The sequence below is a fragment of the Ensifer sp. Root127 genome (assembly GCF_001425225.1).
GTDB lineage: Bacteria > Pseudomonadota > Alphaproteobacteria > Rhizobiales > Rhizobiaceae > Ensifer > Ensifer canadensis.
Window position 1 is genome coordinate 302315 of sequence record NZ_LMDX01000001.1, and the last position, 19249, is coordinate 321563.

Sequence of the window (19249 nt, forward strand, 5' to 3'; positions counted from 1 at the left end):
AGAGTGCGGCTGCGTTCAGCCGCGCTCTTTCAGCAGTCGGCTCTTCTGCCTGTTCCAATCGCGCTCCTTGGCGCTTTCACGCTTGTCGTGCAATTTCTTGCCCTTGCCGAGCGCCAGCTCGAGCTTCGCCCGGCCCTGATCGTTGAAATAGATCTTGAGCGGAATGAGCGACATGCCTTCGCGATTGACGGCCCCCTGCAGCCGGTTGACCTCGCGCTTGGACAGCAACAGCTTGCGACGGCGGCGGGTCTCATGGTTGAATCGGTTTGCCTGCAGGTACTCCGGCAGATAGGAATTGATCAGCCAGATTTCCCCGCCCTCGTCGGTGGCGTAGGATTCGGCGATGTTTGCCTTGCCTTCACGCAGCGACTTCACCTCGGTGCCGGTCAGAACCAGGCCGGCCTCGTAGGTGTCGACGATCTCGTAGTTGAAGCGGGCCTTTCGGTTTTCCGCGACAATCTTCTTGACCGTGCGCTGGCTTCCCTTGGGTGCCATCAGTTCATTAATCCTGCATGTCTGAGCGCCGAGTCGATTGCGGCTTCCGTTGCCGGCTCCAGTGTCGAAAGCAGCGGCGAACGAACCGCGCGGCTCATACGGCCGAGACGGTTCAGCGCGTACTTGGCGCCGCACAGGCCAGGCTCCATGAAGATCGCCTTGTGCAGCGGCATCAACTTGTCCTGATATTCCAGTGCCTTGGCATAATCGCCAGCAAGGGTGGCCTGCTGGAATTCGGCGCAAAGCCGCGGCGCGACATTTGCCGTGACCGAAATGCAGCCGACCCCACCATGGGCGTTGAAGCCGAGCGCCGTTGCGTCTTCGCCGGAAAGCTGAACGAAATCCTTGCCGCAGGCCATGCGCTGCTCGGATACGCGTTCGATCTTGCCGGTGGCATCCTTCACGCCGATGATCGTCGAATGGGCCTTGGCAAGCGCGGCCATGGTTTCGACGCTCATGTCGACGACGGAGCGACCGGGGATATTGTAGATGACGATCGGCAGCTTCACGCTCTCGGCAATCGCCGAATAGTGGGCAAACAGGCCCTTCTGCGTGGGCTTGTTGTAATAGGGTGTAACGACGAGCACCGCGTCCGCACCCGCCTTTTCGGCGTGCTGCGCAAGCTCGATGGCTTCGGTCGTGTTATTGGAGCCGGCGCCTGCGATTACCGGCACGCGGCCGGCGGCTGCCTTGATGCAGAGCTCGACGACCTGCTTGTGCTCGGCATGCGAAAGGGTCGGGGATTCACCTGTCGTGCCGACGGGCACGAGACCGGAGCTTCCCTCTTTTATCTGCCATTCCACATGCGCGACGAAACCTTCCGCATCCACCGCGCCGGCGGCGGTGAACGGTGTTACGAGAGCGGGAATGGAACCCTTGAACATGCACAACTCCTGACGGCTCAAAGGACGAGCATACACTCACGCTTTGGCCGTAATCGACGGTTAAAAAACTGCCGCACCATAATCATGTGAGGGGGCTGCGGCAAGCGCCGTGACACGGCATTTCATGCCGGTTTTCACGTAAAAGCTTGACGTTCAAGCCGCATAATCCTTGAGGCTCGCCACCCGGTGCTAAGGTGGCGGCGGTGCGATTGCTGTGATCTATAAACCCCGGTAACCTTTCGTTAGGCAATCCGGCGGCAAATGAATGTGAGACACGGGGAAACACGGGGCTCTTGATGCGCGGATCAATTCTTCTGCCTGTCGCCGCCATGATCGGCACAGCGCTTCTGGCCTCGTCGGCCCTCTCCTCCGAAGCCTCGAACACAGTGCCGGTACCGGGCAGCAAACCCGCAATCTCCGACAAGGTCGGGCGCGTTTCGGGTAAGGACATCACCGGCGCGATCCCGGCGACGGTATCGCCCATTCAGGGCGGCTTGAAGGTCGGTCTGGATGCGCTTTCCGACAAGGATCCGACCAAGGCGATCACCGTTCGAAACGGCATGCACGAGGGCACGCTCGATCGTCATATTCTGACTTGGGCAATCGCCGTATCGGGGCAACGTGGCGTCCCCTCCTACGAGATCGCCGACGCCCAGCGCGAACTGCAGGGGTGGCCGGGCCTCAAATCGCTTCGCGCCCATTCCGAGCGCGCACTTTACCGCGAGAACCCGGCAGCCCCCGATATTCTTGCCGCCTTTGGGCAGACGCAGCCCGAAACCACGGAAGGGACGATCATCCTTGCCCGCGCGCTGGTGGCACAGGGGCAGAGTGCGACCGCAGCAACGCGGCTGCGCGCGCTCTGGTTCAAGCAGGGGCTCGACAAGGATGTGGAAACGCAGATCCTGTCGGAATTTTCCGGCCTGCTGACGGTTGCCGACCACAGACGGCGGATGACGATGCTGCTTTATCGCAACCGCGTCGAGCAGGCCGAACGCTTCAGCGATCTCGGCAAGGCGCAGTCGCTCTATCGCGCCTGGGCCGCCGTCAGCCGCGCCAGCACCAATGCCCCTGCGCTGATATCGGCGATCGACGCCTCATGGCATAAGGACCCGGCCTATCTGTTCATCCGTATCGAAAGCCTGCGTAAGCAGGACAAATATGCGGAGGCCGCCAAGCTGCTGGCCACGATGCCTAGGGATCAGGACGCGTTGGTCAATCCCGGTGAATGGTGGACCGAACAACGGATCGTCAGCCGCGGCTTGCTGGACAAGGGGGATTTTCGCGGCGCCTACCGAGTTGCCGCAAACCACAAGGCAACCGAGGCGACCGATATCGTCGATGCAGAGTTTCACGCCGGCTGGTTCGCGCTGCGCGGCATGGAAGATCCGGCCGCAGCATCGCAGCATTTCCGACGGATCCTTGATGTTTCCAACCGGCCGCTTTCGGCGTCCCGCGCTTGGTATTGGCTCGGCCGATCGGCGGAAGCGGGCGGACCGGGCAATGCCAAGGACTATTTCGCCAATGCCGCCCGCTTTCCAGGCACCTTCTACGGTCAACTCGCCGCTGCGCGGCTCGGCCACAAGGCACTCAACGTTACCTATCCCGCCCCTTCAGCGGAAGACCGTGCCCGTTTCGAAAACCGCGAGGCGGTTCGCGCCATCGCACGGCTGGAAGCGGCAGGTCACGGCTGGCGTGCCGACAGCATCTATCGGGCACTTGCGGAAGAACTGACGAGCCCCGGCGAACTGGCGATCCTTTCGGCACGCGCCGAAAAGACCCGCAATCATCAGCTTTCACTCCAGATCGGCAAGACCGCCTTTGGCCGTGGCATCGATGTCGCTGCACTCGCTTTTCCCGTCGGCGTCATCCCGTCGACCGCCAACATCGATGGCTCGGGCAAGGCGCTCGCCTACGCGATCGCGCGCCAGGAAAGCGCCTTCAATCCTGCGGCGGTCTCCACGGCCAACGCGCGCGGCTTGCTGCAACTGCTGCCCGGCACCGCCAAAGGGGTAGCCAGCCGCTACGGCCTTGCTTACTCCAAGGAGCGCCTGACGAGCGATGCCGGATACAACGCCACCCTCGGCGCGCATTATCTCGGCGAGCAGATCAACAGCTTCGGTGGTTCCTATATTCTCACCTTCATTGCCTACAATGCCGGCCCGCGTCGCGTACCGGACTGGCTCAGCCGCTATGGCGACCCGCGCGGCAAACCGATCGACGAGGTCGTCGACTGGATTGAGCGCATCCCGTTCCAGGAAACGCGCAACTACGTCCAGCGCGTGATGGAAAACTATCAGGTCTACAAGGTCAGGCTCGGTCAAGGCGCTGACATAGTCGCCGACCTTAGAATGGGACGACAGTTACCTTAGCGCAATTCCAGCAAGAGTGCGCAGCGGTGGTGCGTCAGACATCGCATAAAAACAAAGAGATAGCGCGCTTCTATGAACCCGTGCCAACGGGAAACGCTACTGCATGTTTCGTTAGATCGTATGCGATTCAAGGATAAAACATGCAGCAATTCACAGTGCTACAGCGACCTTTGCGCGTCTGATAAGACCCGCGGCGCTGTAGGTTCAGATTGGTTGTTCGTCGTTATCGTTGACAAATGGAGATGATCAAATAATCGTGATAGCAGAAGGCGGCACAAAGTACGATGTCACGCATTTCCCTTCTTGAAGGTTCCATCCTCCCCGAAGAAAATGGTGAAGGCAATGAAGACGTTAACAGTTATCGCCCTGTCGGTGGTGACAGTAATGAGTGGCGTTCCGCCAGCACAAGCATTTCCGATCGCCCCGAAGATTGCGTCTCAAGCCACCGATGTCCAACCGGCGCAATTCCCGTACGAGCGCGGTGAAGCGCGGAAGAGTGCTAGCGGATGTGGTTTCCCCTATTGCGGCCGTGGCTATCGGTACAACCGGCACGGTTACTACGGCGACAGACATGGCCATTATCGCGATGGTTACCGCGGATACTATCGGGACCACGATAATGATGCCGGCGCGTTCATCGGCGGACTTGCGGCCGGTGCGATCATAGGCGGCTTGTTGAGCCAGCCAAGATACTACAACCGTCCGGGAGTTGCCGGCGGCAGCTCACATACCAGCTGGTGCTACGCCCGATATCGGTCCTATCGAGCCTGGGACAACACGTATCAGCCTTATGGTGGTCCGCGGCGGCAGTGCAATTCGCCCTACTGAAAAGACTGGATGGGGCGGCGGCCCCTCGCACCCTCCCAATGTTTCCGCTGCTCCGGTATCGGCGCGAAAACGTGGTTTTAAAGCCTGTGACCGGCGATCTCGCGGTCCAAAAGGTAGCGCGAGCGGCGAGTCCTTTCATTCCCTGAACGCCGGACCGCCTGCTTGCCGTTTCCGTTTCAATGGCTACGATCCGCCCGGGTGCAGATGGAGGGCGAGGCTGAAATGAACGAGTATGGGGCGGATGCGTTTCGGGAACATCGCTTCCCCGGGGTTGGCGGATTGCAGCTCTACGCGCGGGCCTACGGACCTGGGCCTCAGCCACGAGCGGCAACTCCGGTTATCTGCCTGCCAGGGCTCACGCGCAACAGCCGAGACTTTCACCAACTTGCCACCTTTCTTGCATCGTCGTCGGGAGGCGGGCACCCCGTTATCTCATTGGACTACCGTGGCCGCGGGAATTCGGAACGCGACGGCGATAAGAGTCGCTATACGGTTGCAGTCGAAACGTCCGACGTCATCACCGCGTGCGCATATTTCGCTATTGAAAAGGCAATTTTTATCGGCACCTCACGTGGTGGGCTGATCCTGCACCATTTGATCGGCCTGGCCCCCGGCTTGATAGCAGGGGCCGTGCTCAATGACATCGGGCCTGTCATCGAAATCGGGGGATTGCTCGGGATCCGGGACTATCTCAACACAGGGACCGGACCGGTAAGTTGGACCGCAGCGCCCAACTACCTGAAAGCCATACACGGAGACGATTTCCCGATCCTTCACGAGGTCGAATGGCTGCAGATGGCAAGGGCGATCTATCGCGACGAAGGCGGCATTCCTGTCGTCGACTTCGATCCAGCAATTGCGGCACAACTGCAGGCGCTGACGTCGGACATGTTGCTGCCGGATCTTTGGCCCCAGTTCCACGCCTTTACCGGGCTTCCGATGATGGTCGTTCGCGGCGAACATTCCAAGCTGCTGTCAAGCACCACGGTCGATGAGATGAAGAGCAGGCATCCCAACTTGACGACCGTGACAGCCGCCGGACAAGGCCATGCACCGCTGCTGCATCTCGACGGCCCCAGGCATGCCATAGCCGCCTTTGTTCACCACTGCATGTTTCCTTAAATCCTATTCGATTTAAGGATAAAAACATGCAGCAATTCAAAGTGCTACGGCGACCTTTGCGCGTCTAATAGGACGCGCGGCGCTGTAGCAGCGAACGCGCGCCTGCGCTCCCGCCTGAGATCGCATTTCCTTTATGGAAAGCGCCAAACGAAAAAGCCCGGCTCGAAAGCCGGGCTTCTCTAAACTGACCGAGGTCAGATCAGATTAGAAGTCGCGCTGCAGGCGGACGAAGCCGAATACCTGGTCGTCGCCGTTGTCTTCATCTTCGTACTGAACCGATACGCGGGTAGCGAGGCCTTCGGTGATCTTGTAGTCAACCGTTACGCCAGCGCGCCATGCATCGTCGCCGCCGAAGCTGTTGACGGAATCCTGCAGGCTACCGAAGTACTGAGCGCCAGGAGTGATCGCCAGCTTGTCGGTTGCGTTGAAGCGGTACGAAGCAGCAACGCTCCACTCAGACTGAGCCCAGTAGGTGTTCGGGTTCGAAGCCCAGATACCAGCAAGCTGGAAGACGCCCGGGCCGAGGTCTGCAGAGAGCAAGCCGCGGATCGCGCCTTCTTCCCACTCGGTGTCGTAGCCGCCGAGCAAGTCGAAGGAAACGCCGCCGAGCGAAGCCGAAACGATACCGGAGATGCCAACGCCGTTTGCCTTGGTGGACCAGCCTTCGAGCTCGTCGATCGAGATACCGGCCTGGAAGGTGCCGCCGTCATAGAGGTAGGCAATCGAGTTGAACTCGGTGACGTTGCCGAGCGTGTCGGTTTCGCCGTTGATGCCCTTATCCCACCAGTTGTAGAAGAAACCGGCCTTCAGGCCACCGAGCTGGATGTAGGCTTCATCAACGTCGATGAAGTCGCTATCGCCAGAGTCGGTGTCGTTGTCGGCATTGAATTCAGCAGCGAAGAAGCCGGTGAGCGTGCCGTACTCGGTGTCGCTCTTGGCATCCCATGCGACGTAAGCGCGCGAGAAGACATCCCAGTCCGACGTGGACTGATCGTTGAAGCCGTCACCGTCGAAGTCATGGTTCGCCTGGTTGTAACGGCTCTGCGATGCCTCAGAACCGAACGAGCCCTGAACGCGGATGAAGCCGCTGAGCTTCAGGCAGGTTTCGGTGCCCGGGATGTAGAAGTAGCCAGTGCCGAAAGCGTCGCAAACGCGAACGTATTCCATGGGCTCCGGCTCGGCGGCGACGATTGCGTCGGCTGCCTGTGCGCCGGATACTGCTGCGAGAGCTGCAGCGGAGCCGAGAAGAAGGCTCTTGATGTTCATTTCTGACCTCCAGTCAAAAGTTTCAAACGGGTCTGGGTATTTTGCTGAAGGACAGCGTTCCCTGCCCCATCCCCAACGTTCAAGAAGTCGGACGATCAACCGCCCTTGCTTCCGGATTTGAAAATACAAGACGCGGTCATCGGCGCAACGTCCAACTGATGAGATCGCGTGCTTTGCCTCGCCCTTCGCCGAACCCTGTTGCTGAAACGACACAAAATCGCCGCATGCGGCCCGAGAAAATTAACAAAGGATTAAGAAAAGCCTTTATTCCCTTGAGCTTAGCGTAAGGACAAGTGGCATCTCCTGTTTCAGAAAGAGGCAGAAAGCGGCCCAAATTGGGGGGAAACGCCGGTCCGGCTGCCAAATTCCTTGGAAGGAGCGACGTGCTGCATCGCCACATTTCTCAGAATCGACATTGCGGGTTGCCCCTCCGACAGCGGGAATCACCAGAATCAATTTGCGAGATTCGCAGTTGATCGTGCGCAGCGCCTGATTCTGAGCGGAGAAAAGCCGAGGAGATTCATGAACATTGGCGCGAATGGCGCTGCGAGTGTTTTCCCGCTCGCGACTAGACCGATGTCACATGGGTAAAGACGAGACCCATCAGCCGATGACCGAGATGCGACGAGTGGGAAAATTCAACCTTGGAAGGTGATGGCGGAGAAGAAGGGAGTCCCCGCCAAGTTGGCCGTAACCCATTGATTCACGAGTCGCCAAAACGCCGGTTTGGGTACATTCGTGGGTACGCCGTGAAATTAAGGGCCCGCCTTCCCTCCGTCAACGAAATTTGTTTAGGTGCGACACGGGTGACGCGCAGCCTGGATTGACCTTGGCTGCCCGGCATTTTCACTTATGTTCGAACGCAGATTGTTTTGGAGGCATACTTTGTCCGCGCATGCCCATAGCATCGACATCATTCCCGACATTCACGCTGATATCGATCGCCTCACCCGAACACTTGTCCATCTGGGGTATCGGGAAACAGAACAAGCCTGGGCTCATCCCGAAGGACGTATTGCTGCTTTCCTCGGCGACTTCATCGACATGGGAACACAGAACGCTGCGGTCATTTCGTTGGTCCGTGCGATGGAACAACGTGGTCACGCCGTGGCGATCTTGGGCAATCACGAACTGAATGCCCTGCTCTACCATGAGCCGGGCGCAAACTCCGATGGGACGAATGACGGGTATATGCGGGCGCATAACGCCAAGAACACACTGCAGCACCAGACGTTTCTGGACGAGTTTCCTCTGGGCCATTCCCAGACACGGGATGTTCTTGAATGGTTCCTCACTCTTCCAGTGTTCCTGGATTTACCAGGTTTGAGACTGATCCACGCTTGCTGGGATAGCGAAAACATTGAAACGATTCGGAAGAGAAACCCCGATGGGCGATTGCAGCGATCCGATCTGCAGGAACTGGCATTCGAAGATCAGGCAACGCCGTTTGCGAAGGCCGTGCTGACGGCCCTGAAAGGACCAGAGGCGGAACTGCCCTCACCATATAGATTCCGCGACATCAAGAACCACGAACGCAGCGCTGTACGTTTGAGTTGGTGGCAGCCCGGTGCGGAAACATGGCGCGCGGCAGCCCTTTCGGTTCCGAACCCAACTGACCTGCCTGATACGCCGGTGACAGAAGTCATGAAAATCGACTTCTACAAAGCTGACCAAAAGCCCGTCTTCTTTGGGCACTACAAGCGCCTTGGTCAACCGGTGCTGGAAACGTCAAATGCGCTGTGCCTCGATTACCACCATCAACCCTGCGCGTATCGTTGGGATGGCGAGACTGAGCTAAGCGGCGAAAGACTGATCTCAATTCCGATTCGCCATGGGTGACGGGCAAGCACGTCGCTTTGCGTCGACGCTATCGTCGTAAAAGAAATCATACTCTTCGGGGAAAAGACGCCGGTGCATTTGTTGCACGTCCTCGGCGAGGGCCTTTTCCGCAGCCTCGTGGGCGTCCACCACTGCGATCTCCTCGGGCGTCAGGCCCTTCCTAGCCTCGTGGTAACGCTTCAGCGCTTCCTTTTTCAATCTATTCATGAGCCGTCCTCTGCCGTTAGTCTCGCCTTCAACCCGAGCGCCATCCGATGTCCGCCGATTCGTACTGAACTCCTCAGGGTGACTGCTTAGTCATCGATCTATCCCCTCCGTTTTGATCGCTTCACGCTCTGTTTCAACATATTCTTTTTATTCAATTTTTTTGTTTTTTTCTTCTTTCCGACGCGTTCTGTGAATATTAGAGTGAACGGCCGTTCTCCTTCTTTAAATATGGGGTTCCCGCTCGGATTCTCCTCCGAGAGTTCATTGAAGAACTCTTGCCGTTCTTTCTCTCGCTTTTTGTTCTCGGTGACCTTATCGGGCTTACGGTGTGGATCATATACTCCGGAATTAAAAGCCATTTCCCCTCCCACAAGGCGGCCCCACGTTGCTTCAGGTCCTCATTGGCGCTGAAGGGATGACCGCCGGATGCGAAAATTTAATCGGTACTCATATAGCCGTGCCCGGAATAGTTCGTCCCAAAACGCAGTTCAAACTTGCCGCATTGGGGGCACTTGTAGTGACCGGGCAAGTCTAGGTGGTCATGGCCGCGGGACCCCAACGCGGGCAACAAGCTCCCGGCCCATGCTCCAGCATCCGGATCATCGTCACCTAACCAGTTCGCGGGGTCGCGCATAGGTGACACGTTTGACGATTTGCAGACCCCGCAGGTCAACGGCAGGGCTTTGTAGTTTGCCGTCGTTATGGCTTGGCATCCGTCGCATCTTATCGGCCCAGACGAATACACATGATGATTCGACATCAGGCCACCAATCAGCAACAAAGTATCGTAGCCGCATGAAAAGCAATGTGCGTCGATTGAGTTCATGACATCGCCCCTTTCACCACGACTCCGCTGCGACTTGAACTCACTACCCAACTGCCTTCAACTGCGCCTCGGTCGGATCGTACTCATACCCCGTAATCGATCCGTCCTTAACCCTCTCGACCACCTCATCGATGACGTGCAGCGGCACCAGATACCATTCCTCCGGCTTTACCGGGTTGCCGAAGCGGTCCTTGACGGTAAGGTCCAGCCTGGCAGGAGACAGGGCGCGGTGCAGCACGTGTTCCAGCTTGGACCGGTTGATGTTGAACAGCCTGTAGGTGGCCACGATTTCGACGTCAGCTAACAGATATGTCGATTGAAGCCGAGCGCCAGCGATCCGCTGCTCGACGGACATGTTGGTAACGCCGATCTTGTGGACCAGGTCCCGGTTCGCGGTGACGACCGGATGGTCTGATTTGCTCCGGAGCACATAGATAGTGCCGCTCTCCATATCCCCATCTGTCTGCTCACCGGAGAAGAGCGGTCCTGCAACGGGGTCTGTTATTCTGCGGCCGGCTTCGTCCTTGTTCAGCGAACGCTGAAGCGAGCGCATGAGCATGTTGCTCTCGGTTCCGTTGTCGAAAATGACGCGCAACCGGGCGTCTGTTCGCCCATGCTCGGTTGTAAACTGCTCTCCCATTTCCGCGACATATACCTTCTGTCCGCCGACGATGAACCAAGCACCAGGGCGAATTTCAGCCTTCAACTCGAAGGGACGTGTCTGGCGATTGCCGGATTCAATTTCCCTTTGCACTTGGGCGAACAGCGGCTTGAACTTGTCGAAGTCATCGCAAGGCGTCCGGTTTGCTACTTCCTCGGCAGCGCGGACTTCTGCGCGAGGCTTCACGTGAGTGAGTTCGGTAAGATCGACGTCACCCAACGGCTCGACCCCGAGTTCGGCAAGCAGGGCGTCGTCATCGAGGTCCTCGATTTCATCCTTGGGTGGGGCGGCTGCGGCCATCAGACCGTACCGGTCGAATGACCGAAGCAGCGATCGGCAATCCTCCTGTTCGCGCAGCCGATCGAGCCGGACGGCATAGAGGCGTTCGAATATGTCGCGCGATTCTCCGTGCTGAGGCACACGGCCATGCTCCTCGCGGAACCGGACGATGTCTTCAAATCCGGCGATGATCCGTTCTTCGCGTGGCGTCCTCGCGCTTTGCTTCTTGGCTTCCGGTGCCGCCCCGAGTTCGGCAAGGAGGTCGTCGTCGGAAATATCAACCATTCTTCTGCTGCTCTACATGCCGCTTCAGGGCGACAACCCCTTCCGCCATACGCTTTTCCCAGGCGTCAGCCGATGTGATGTCGGGTGCGCGACCGCGATCCTGCATGAACTTCCTGGCGCGCAATGCCAGGTCGCGAGCTTCCTCGTAGGGAATGCTGATCTTCTTGCTGGCGATCACGGCGGCGACCTGTTTCAAGGTCTGCTCGCTCATCGACTTCGCCAGGATTGAATAGGCAGCCTCGAAAGGATTGATCCGGTCGATCATGTCGATATCGAGATTGCGGACGTCCATGGCGAATTTCCGAACTCCGTCGATGAGCGCGGAACCGCCCGTCAACTGCCCGGATTCTTCCAATTCTGCGGCGACGGCTTTGGCCTTCTGCGTCAGGTTCAGAGCGGCGATGGCATGCTGCCGAATGGCTTCCTGATCGACGTCGCTGAGTTCCGGATAGCGATCCTTGACGATCTTGCCCATACGGACCTGGGTCAGCTCCTCCGGCACTGTCTCGTCATCGAACAATCCCTTCTCTAGGGCGGGCTTGTCCTGAACGAACGCCGTGATGACCTCGTTGAGGTCTTCCTGGCAGATGCGCTTGGCTTCGTTGCTCTGCGGCGTCACGAGGCCGCCGATCTCGAAATGGAACTGGCCGGTCGCCTCATTGAAGCCGACATTCGTACCCTTGGGATCATAACCTTTTTCGCCATAATCGAAGTCTGGCAGCGGCCCGCTTTCGGCGTTCTTTGGCGTAAAGTTGAAGCGCGGCGCGAGCACCTGCTCCATCAGGAGGCTTGCTGCGATGGCCTTGAGTGTATCGTTAACGGCATCGACGACGGCCTCTTCGCTCGCATCCGGCTCGGCGATCAGGTTGGTGAAGCGCGCAGACGTCTTGCCGGGAGCGTCGCGGGTGGCGCGACCGATAATCTGGATGATCTCGGTGAGGCTGGCGCGATAGCCGACAGTCAACGCATGCTCGCACCAAATCCAATCAAAGCCTTCCTTAGCCATGCCGAGCGCAATGATAATGTCGACGTGATCGCGGTCATTCTTATGGTTGGGGTCCTTCAGCGCGGACACGACCTTATCGCGCCGTGCCGGCTCGTCATCGACGAGATCGGCGACCTTGATGAGACGTCCGTCGGGCAGGCGAACAAGGTGGAACCCGGTTTTGGGCTCTTCGCCTTCCCAGGTGCCGAGCGCATCCATGATCTCGTTGACCTCTTTCACCTTGTCCTTTGTGCTCTCGCGCGAGTTGACATTGGGGATGTGCACGATGGTCTTGAGGGCGGCGTCGAGAACTTTGGTAATCGCATCGAGATAGCGGCCGGAATAGAAGAAATAGCCGATATCCAGAGACTTCAGATGATCGTAGCCATTCAGCTGTTCATAGTACGTGTACGTCACGGTCACGAACTTGGACTCGTCCTGGGGGGCTAGTACGGCCTCGGCGTCGCCACGAAAGTAACTCCCCGTCATGGCGACGAGGTGCACCTTATCCCGGGAAAGAAACTGCCCCAACTGCGAGCCGAGCTTGTTGTCCGGGTTGGAGCTGACATGGTGGAACTCATCAACCGCGATCAGGCAGTCATCAAAGGCTTCGATTCCGAGTTCTTCGACAGAAAATCGAAACGTCGCGTGGGTGCAAACCAAGACCCGATCTTCGCTTTCAAGGAACTGACCAACGGCCTTGACCTTCGATTTGGCGACGGACGTGTTTTCGATGCCGGCGACGTTGCAGAGATTCCACTGGGGCTTCACCGTCCAGTCGGCCCAGAAGCCGTAGCTCGAAAGTGGCTCATCGGCAAAGCTGCCGCCAATCGACCGTTCGGGAACGACAATGATGGCTTTTCGGACATTTTGATTATGAAGCTTGTCGAGTGCGATAAACATCAATGCACGGGATTTGCCTGATGCTGGCGGCGACTTAATCAACAGGTATTGCTCACCACGGCGCTCATAAGCACGCTCCTGCATCGTCCGCATGCCAAGTTCATTGGCCTTGGTCGAAGCCCCCGTCCCGGCCGTCTTCATCGAAACTGAAGGGATAGTCTTTCTATTCATTGCTTGAACTCCCTGGCAGCCTTGTTTCCTGCCTCCCATGCTTTGGCAACCTGATGCGGGTCTGCCAGAAAGAACTCTCCGCCGAGCGATCGCGCGTGAGGTGCCTCGCATAGCACCCTCTGCATCGCTTTCTCGCCAGCCAAGGCGTGCGCCGATGTGGGATATGCGTCTAGCCCACGTTCGAGACCGGAATGCAAGACCTCCCATTTGAAGGCGAGATTCGGAAAGGCAGAATTGAGCGAGTCACGTCTGGACTTGGGGCTGCGTGAAAATCCAGCCTTCACGATAAGGTGCCCCCTTGCCGGCTCTCCCAGAAAGGCGTTCGCATCACCCGACAAACTCAGAATGTAGAGATGTTTCGGCCCCTCGGCCTCGCGCACCGTATAGGCGCTCTGTGAAACCGGACCGGCTCTGCTGGGCGCGAGTATCTCCCGCGCACTCCCTGGAGCGGCGTGCAAGAGCGCAGTTTGGCCGTAGACGTCCACCTCCTGAAGATCGAGCTTCAGAATATGGTCCGCCTCTTTTCGATTTAATTTTTCGCCGCGGGCACCAATGTGTTGCCACGCCTCATTGGCAGTGGCATCCGGTGCAAACTCCCTGACCGGCATACGGGTCTCGGGCGTCACTCGCCAGGCGCGTTCCACCTTGACCGCATAGTTCCACTTTCCCTTGCTATCGGGATTGGTTTCCTTTTTTTGCCATTCCTCCGGGGGCATAAACTGCTGCGCGTGACCGGTCACGTGGGAGCATTGCAAGACTCCAATGACGTTGTAGCGCTCATCATCCGCAGCTTTGCTCGCCCCGTAGATCACGACCAACGCCCCAGGTGCGCTGCTTTCAATGAAGCTGCGCCGAGCGTTCTCCTGTGTAAAACCCAGAAAGCCCCAGTTCCATGGACCGAAGCCGTAAAAGCTGGTCAGCCAGACATTCGGCGGGTCTGAATATATCGCTTCCATCGGAAACATCAGACCTGTCGTTCGGCGGTGCGACTCCTCGAAGGCCCGAACTGAACCGTATGCTTCGACGACGCGCGACTGCTGGGCAGTCATCATATGATTGCCACGCTCTGACCAATTGTGAACCTCGAACATATTGCGGAAGCTGCCGTAATACTCCTTAGCGACCCGCGCAATTGCCTGCGCATCACCGCCCGGCTTGTAGTTCGTTCCGCCGCTCATTTGCGAGCCGCCTTGCGGTTCCTGCCGTCACTAGCGGTCATTTTTGTATAGAGCTCGAACAACTTTTCGAGCCGTTCCGTGTCGTTCCGGAACCGACGGCCGATATAGATGCGCTCCAGGACCTCGTCATTGCGTTCATGGGCGTCACGCAGATCGGCCGGCATCGTGTTAGGGTCATAAAGATCGGCAATGGTTGCCGGAAAATGTGCTTCACGAGCTAAAAGTATGTTCTCTGCACAGCAGGTAAGGTCGGCTTTGTTCTTCTCGGTGAGTGGAGGCACCGGGAAGGTGTTCCAACCAAGCGTGTTTGAATATGAGAAATCGGTTCTCATCCGAACGCAAACCGTGCCTATCCATACCCAATGGAGGCGCGAAGCGATGATCGCCATGTTCCAAGAAGGAGCGTCGTACAGCGCAAAGCATTTGTTCGACAGCACGGAGCCTTTATCAAGAAGGTCTATCGGCAGGTAATCTCGGTTCTCCGATGACACCACAGGAACGGCCAAAACATGCTGTTTCGCGCTGTACATTTCCCTAAATTGATGGGGTCGCTTAACCATTCCGTTCGCGACGGCATCTTTTGACTTAGACCGTACTTGTGCTCCCACTTCTATACGTTTCGCGATATCCCCGGTTTCGAGAACGCTTCGATGAGGCGCTTCCTCAAACCAAAGGCAATGCCGTGGCTTGGCGTTGATTACCTCTGTCGAGCCGTAGAATTTGCGAAGGTAATCCGAATCCAAGCCCAACTTTACGAACTCGCCTCTCGTAAATGTATCGAATATTAAATGGTCAGAAACGCCATAATAATTTCCCTTAATCATTGTCGAGACGCTGGAAATGGGTTTGGAGCTACCTTCCACCCAATAGTTATCCTGGGGTAAAAGATACGCATTGATATTGACGACACTCATCTTGATGTCGCCATCAAAGATTACGGGCGATGGCGCGTCGCGGCCTGCTCCGATACAAACGACAGTAACACCAGCATCATTGGTCGCCAGGTTGCTCCACCTGAAAGACCGAACAGCAAATACAAATTTTAGACCCTGCTCAAAAAGCGGTTTCCAGAAGCTCGTGATATGTTGGCCTTGGACGACGCTGTTCGTTGCTACGAAAGCAAACTTCGCTTCGGTGACCTTGGCGTACTCATGTGCCTTGAAGAACCATCCGCACACATAGTCCAACAGACCCCACTTTTCTATTTTCCCCGAGAACAGAAATTGGAGGTCGTCTTTCTGCTCATCAGATTTTTTGGCATTCCCCCTATAAGGAGGATTTCCACAAATGTAGGTTTCACCTCCCTCATTATCGAAGTCTATTTGGGACTGATCGAGAGGAGTATGAAACAAATCTTCGGCATGCAGCTTCACTCCTGCTCCAGTCGGAGGGCAAATACTCCGCCAGTCGAGCCTCAGTGCATTGCCTGATACTATCCAGTTCTCGGCATCAAGAGGCAAGAACTCGGCCAAGGCTTCCTTCTGGCCACGATACAGAACGTCACATTGATATTCAGCTATGATAAGAGCAAGGCGTGCGATTTCCGCAGGGAAATCACGCAATTCTATTCCTCGGAAATTCGTAAGAGGAATTTCGGTCCGCCGGTCCGTCTCACCTCGACGTTTGTTGATCTCGGCCTCGATCTCCCGCATCTGCTTGTAGGATATCACCAAGAAGTTCCCGGAACCGCAGGCTGGATCGAAAACCCTGATGCGGGACATGCGATTGCGTAGGTTAAGGAGCTTCCGTGAGTTTTCACCAGCTTCCGCAAGCTTGTCGCGCAAGTCGTCCAAAAATAGCGGATTCAAGACCTTCAGGATGTTCGGCACGCTGGTGTAGTGCATCCCCAGCGCGCCGCGCTCCTCGTCGTCCGCGACCGCCTGGATCATTGAGCCAAAGATGTCGGGATTGATCATCTTCCAGTTCAGGCCGCCGATATGGATCAGGTAGGAACGGGCAATCTTGCTGAAGCGCGGCACTTCGGTGCTGCCGGAGAACAGGCCGCCATTCACATATGGGAAGACGTCGGCCCACCGTGGCAATTTCTCCGATGAGCGCTTCTCGATCCTCGTATTCATGGCCTGGAAAAGCGTGCTGATGACCTCATGGGTATTCGAGGAGTCACGGTCGCTCATCTGATTGATGGTTGCGGTAAATACCCCTTCGCCGTTGAAGATATCCGTGTCCTCGGCGAAGAAACAAAAGATCAGCCGCGCCATGAAATGGTTCATGTCTGGACGACGCGCCGCCGTAGCCCAATCTGGGTTGTCCTTCAAAAGTTCCACATAGAGCTTGTTCAATCGGCCGGTGGCGCGGATGTCAAACGAGCTTTCCCGTATTTGCTTGACCGTGGTGATACCCGCCAAGGGCAGGAAGAAACCGAAATGGTCCGGGAACTCAAGATAGGCGCAGGCAACCGTTTCCCCGCTGGTCAGGTCTTCGGCTTCGAACCAGACGCCGTCCGTTGCCAGGATGAACTTTGCCTTGTTCGAGGTCGTCTTGGGGCTGTCGCGCAGCGCAACCAGGGTCTCGCCGACCGCCCCCGCGGCACAGGTCGCGACGTGAATGTTGCTCTTCTGGAGGACACCACCAAGGACGTCGGAGGAATTCGCCGACGGAGTCCTCAGCCGCTTGATCGTGACTTCCTTATTGCCAAACGCGGCGAGGAAGGCGAACGGGAACTCGCCTGCGTCGAACGGCTTACCTGCAAGTTCGGATACCGCTTCTTCGATCTCGACGGCATTCATGCGACGTCTTCCCCATGCCCGTTCTTGTTCCGGTTCCAAGTCGATGGATCGGAGATTGTTTGGGTCAATCAATAGCGGACGGAAGTTGAGTCGTCATGTGCGAACAATGACGCAGGGAAATTCAGGGCTTCGATGCGATCTTTCTAAGATGATCTTGGGCGGCAGCAACCGCCTTGCGGGCCTGATGAAGCTCTGCAAGGGCATCGTGTAAATGCTGAAATGCCATGTTGCCAGATGGCCCAAGTCCTTCTTCGCCGGCGCTACATTCGAAATCCCACGCCCGATCTCCGATGCGGTCGGCTTCGGCAATCGCGGATTCGAGATCGTGCACAGCCTTTATAAAGGGCTCGATCAGTTTCCAGTTCGGCTTAGTTTTAGACACTCGTAGGTTCTCCTGATATGGATTTCGTGGATATGGCGGTGGGCTCACGGCCTGCGCCCCTTCGGCCCGCCCTCATCGTTCGTCGGGTCAGAGTCCTTGCCGCTGGGGCTGGGGGCAAGGCCGCTGCCCATGCCTGTTCCGGTTTCCGCCGGCCCGACAATGTCTCGGTGGGGGGAAAGTGTGTCGAGCCAGGCGATCGTTGACTGCAAAAGCTTGATGTCGGTGTCTTCTTCGTACTCGCTGCGGACGAAGCACAACAGAAGGTCGGACCAGCGGCCCGTGACTTCCACGTGGTCGAGCCAGTCGATCGATGCCTCCGGTGCACGGGTGCGCAGGACCCGCATAGCGTCGCGCCGCAACGCGCCGCCGCCCCGGATGTGATGGAAAAGTACGGAATACGGAACTTCGCCGCGTGCCATCGTGATCTCGACGTAGCGGATAGGCACTCCAAGGTGTTGGGCCAATTGCTTCCGCTCCGCCCACGCCGGAGAGACAGAAGGGGCGGCATACCTGACGGATGCCGGTGGCGTGAGTGGCGTCCGCCCCACCATGACGGTAAAGATCGCCAGCAACTGCGCGGCTGCCGATGTCGCCGGATTGGCCCGACGCGCACGACGGGCGCTAATGATCCGGGCGCGCAGCCGGTCGTAACAGGTACGACGTCTCTTCCTCCTCGGCGTCTTCAGATCAGGTTTGTTCATGGTGTCACCCTCCATCGGAAATCATAGCTCGGAGTAGAAGGTCGCGGGGCCTCCGCCGGCGGAAATGATTTCCGCGTTCGTTTCGCCTCGACGATCTGCCGCGCAAGGCGATCCCGTTCGGGTTCGAACATTGAACGGATCGACGCCGCGAATTCCCGCGCACGCCGGAGAAGATCATCGAGGTCCAGCCTGGTCAGGCGGTGCAGAAACAGCGCCTCCCGGGAAAGCCGCCCTATCGCCGCGGCAGCCGATCGATCCTTGTGGTGAGGTCTTTCAATGCGTTCGCTTGCTGGTGCTGGGCGTCCAGGATCAGGCCGAGCAATTCCAGCAATTGACCGATCCGGTCGGATTGTTCCGGCGTCTCCAGCAGCGAGAGAAGCGGCAGCAGGCGCGCTGTGTTGCTTTCCACCGTCGCGAGGGCGCTCAGGTACCCTGGTCTGACTTCCGATAAGTCGTTCATTCTCGATTCCTCCCTGTAGAAAACTCTGGAATTCGCCGCGCTTCATGCCGGCGGCGCGATTGGCCGCCGCCACGACTGCGCCGGCCGGCGTGATCAGGATCAGTCCCTTGTCGCCGTCTGCTATCTGAAGACCTTGGTGGCCGATTTCCTGGACGAACGCCGCGTAGCCGCGCGCAGCAGCCTGGCGAAGTCTTGCACGGTCGAACTTCGGCGCGACTCTCTCGGCGCGTTTCCGCGATACATCGGAAAACCCTTCCGTGCGCCTGGCGCGGCGCTCGGCGCGCGACGGCTGCGCGGTCTCGCCATGGTCTTCTTCGTAGCGACGGGCGAGGTCTTCCAGCCTGGCGTAATCGTGCCGGCAATCCAGCACGCGCAACGTCGTCGGGTCGACTTCGGCAACGGCGACGTGAAAGTGGGATCGGCCTTTCTTCACGTGCCGAACCACAAGGCGCGGTCGATCCGGGCCAATGCGGAACTCGGCATCAATCGCCCGGATGAACTCCGACAATTCTACGGGCGTCATCTCGCGTTCGGGCGAAACCGATAAATGGCGGACGCTGAACTTGCATTGCTTGACCTCGGCGAGCGCTTGGGCGTCGTGAAGCGCGCTCCTGTCGCCAGCCAGAACCTCGATGCGATCGTTCTCCTCGAACTTGTCGAG

At 57.9% G+C, this 19249-nt stretch carries 16 protein-coding genes; 5 read left to right on the plus strand and 11 right to left on the minus strand.

Annotated elements, in window-relative coordinates:
* Positions 1–15: 15 nt before the first annotated feature.
* Complete coding sequence (smpB, locus tag ASD03_RS01435; protein WP_025426380.1) at positions 16–495, minus strand: SsrA-binding protein SmpB; 480 nt, start codon at positions 493–495, stop codon at positions 16–18.
* On the minus strand, positions 495–1379 hold the full coding sequence (dapA, locus tag ASD03_RS01440) for a 4-hydroxy-tetrahydrodipicolinate synthase (protein WP_025426379.1): 885 nt from the start codon (positions 1377–1379) through the stop codon (positions 495–497). Before dapA ends, smpB begins: the two co-directional genes overlap by 1 nt.
* A 296-nt stretch (positions 1380–1675) precedes the next feature.
* Between dapA and ASD03_RS01445 the strand changes: the two genes are divergently transcribed.
* From ASD03_RS01445 to ASD03_RS01450, 3 genes are all read left to right on the plus strand, one after another.
* Positions 1676–3748, plus strand: a complete 2073-nt coding sequence (locus tag ASD03_RS01445; RefSeq protein WP_057212409.1) for a lytic transglycosylase domain-containing protein — start codon at positions 1676–1678, stop codon at positions 3746–3748.
* Positions 3749–4090: 342 nt separating this feature from the next.
* Positions 4091–4576, plus strand: coding sequence for a BA14K family protein (locus tag ASD03_RS37285; RefSeq protein ID WP_081788894.1), 486 nt, complete (start codon positions 4091–4093; stop codon positions 4574–4576).
* A gap of 222 nt (positions 4577–4798) precedes the next feature.
* Entirely contained in the window at positions 4799–5698 is a 900-nt protein-coding gene (locus ASD03_RS01450; protein ID WP_025426377.1) for an alpha/beta hydrolase, read from the plus strand.
* 204 nt (positions 5699–5902) lie between these two features.
* Here the strand turns inward: ASD03_RS01450 and ASD03_RS01455 are convergent, their stop codons facing one another.
* On the minus strand, positions 5903–6964 hold the full coding sequence (locus ASD03_RS01455; RefSeq protein ID WP_025426376.1) for a porin: 1062 nt from the start codon (positions 6962–6964) through the stop codon (positions 5903–5905).
* Between the two features lie 885 nt (positions 6965–7849).
* Between ASD03_RS01455 and ASD03_RS01460 the strand changes: the two genes are divergently transcribed.
* Positions 7850–8803, plus strand: a complete 954-nt coding sequence (locus ASD03_RS01460; RefSeq protein ID WP_057212410.1) for a metallophosphoesterase — start codon at positions 7850–7852, stop codon at positions 8801–8803.
* Here ASD03_RS01460 and ASD03_RS01465 read toward each other — a convergent pair.
* From ASD03_RS01465 to ASD03_RS40245, 8 genes are all read right to left on the minus strand, one after another.
* Entirely contained in the window at positions 8780–9010 is a 231-nt protein-coding gene (locus tag ASD03_RS01465; RefSeq protein WP_057212411.1) for a hypothetical protein, read from the minus strand. The two genes, ASD03_RS01460 and ASD03_RS01465, sit on opposite strands and share 24 nt — an antisense overlap.
* A gap of 869 nt (positions 9011–9879) precedes the next feature.
* A complete protein-coding gene (locus tag ASD03_RS01475; protein ID WP_057212413.1) occupies positions 9880–11061 on the minus strand; it encodes a GIY-YIG nuclease family protein in 1182 nt (393 codons plus the stop codon).
* Entirely contained in the window at positions 11054–13120 is a 2067-nt protein-coding gene (locus ASD03_RS01480; RefSeq protein ID WP_057212414.1) for a DEAD/DEAH box helicase, read from the minus strand. The genes ASD03_RS01475 and ASD03_RS01480 overlap by 8 nt, the downstream gene beginning before the upstream one ends.
* On the minus strand, positions 13117–14298 hold the full coding sequence (locus ASD03_RS01485; RefSeq protein WP_057212420.1) for a hypothetical protein: 1182 nt from the start codon (positions 14296–14298) through the stop codon (positions 13117–13119). The genes ASD03_RS01480 and ASD03_RS01485 overlap by 4 nt, the downstream gene beginning before the upstream one ends.
* Positions 14295–17045 (minus strand): DNA methyltransferase, encoded by a 2751-nt coding sequence (locus tag ASD03_RS01490; protein WP_057212422.1) that lies wholly within the window; start codon positions 17043–17045, stop codon positions 14295–14297. The genes ASD03_RS01485 and ASD03_RS01490 overlap by 4 nt, the downstream gene beginning before the upstream one ends.
* Positions 17046–17166: 121 nt before the next feature.
* Positions 17167–17427, minus strand: a complete 261-nt coding sequence (locus ASD03_RS01495; protein ID WP_162250490.1) for a hypothetical protein — start codon at positions 17425–17427, stop codon at positions 17167–17169.
* Between the two features lie 44 nt (positions 17428–17471).
* Entirely contained in the window at positions 17472–18128 is a 657-nt protein-coding gene (locus ASD03_RS01500; RefSeq protein WP_156407891.1) for a hypothetical protein, read from the minus strand.
* A 232-nt stretch (positions 18129–18360) separates the two neighbouring features.
* Positions 18361–18588 (minus strand): hypothetical protein, encoded by a 228-nt coding sequence (locus tag ASD03_RS40245; protein ID WP_244494604.1) that lies wholly within the window; start codon positions 18586–18588, stop codon positions 18361–18363.
* Between the two features lie 136 nt (positions 18589–18724).
* On the opposite strand from ASD03_RS40245, the gene ASD03_RS40250 reads away from it, so the two are divergent.
* Complete coding sequence (locus ASD03_RS40250; RefSeq protein ID WP_244494605.1) at positions 18725–19135, plus strand: hypothetical protein; 411 nt, start codon at positions 18725–18727, stop codon at positions 19133–19135.
* The last annotated feature ends 114 nt before the right edge of the window (positions 19136–19249 follow it).

Bases quoted from the DNA above. Each gene is read 5' to 3' on its own strand.
- ASD03_RS01465 (WP_057212411.1), bottom strand. From the start codon at position 9,010: ATGAATAGATTGAAAAAGGAAGCGCTGAAGCGTTACCACGAGGCTAGG.
- ASD03_RS01480 (WP_057212414.1), bottom strand. From the start codon at position 13,120: ATGAATAGAAAGACTATCCCTTCAGTTTCGATGAAGACGGCCGGGACG.
- ASD03_RS40245 (WP_244494604.1), bottom strand. From the start codon at position 18,588: ATGAACGACTTATCGGAAGTCAGACCAGGGTACCTGAGCGCCCTCGCG.
- ASD03_RS01455 (WP_025426376.1), bottom strand. From the start codon at position 6,964: ATGAACATCAAGAGCCTTCTTCTCGGCTCCGCTGCAGCTCTCGCAGCA.
- ASD03_RS37285 (WP_081788894.1), top strand. From the start codon at position 4,091: ATGAAGACGTTAACAGTTATCGCCCTGTCGGTGGTGACAGTAATGAGT.
- ASD03_RS01475 (WP_057212413.1), bottom strand. From the start codon at position 11,061: ATGGTTGATATTTCCGACGACGACCTCCTTGCCGAACTCGGGGCGGCA.
- ASD03_RS01500 (WP_156407891.1), bottom strand. From the start codon at position 18,128: ATGAACAAACCTGATCTGAAGACGCCGAGGAGGAAGAGACGTCGTACC.
- ASD03_RS01485 (WP_057212420.1), bottom strand. From the start codon at position 14,298: ATGAGCGGCGGAACGAACTACAAGCCGGGCGGTGATGCGCAGGCAATT.
- smpB (WP_025426380.1), bottom strand. From the start codon at position 495: ATGGCACCCAAGGGAAGCCAGCGCACGGTCAAGAAGATTGTCGCGGAA.
- ASD03_RS01490 (WP_057212422.1), bottom strand. From the start codon at position 17,045: ATGAATGCCGTCGAGATCGAAGAAGCGGTATCCGAACTTGCAGGTAAG.
- ASD03_RS01450 (WP_025426377.1), top strand. From the start codon at position 4,799: ATGAACGAGTATGGGGCGGATGCGTTTCGGGAACATCGCTTCCCCGGG.
- dapA (WP_025426379.1), bottom strand. From the start codon at position 1,379: ATGTTCAAGGGTTCCATTCCCGCTCTCGTAACACCGTTCACCGCCGCC.
- ASD03_RS01445 (WP_057212409.1), top strand. From the start codon at position 1,676: ATGCGCGGATCAATTCTTCTGCCTGTCGCCGCCATGATCGGCACAGCG.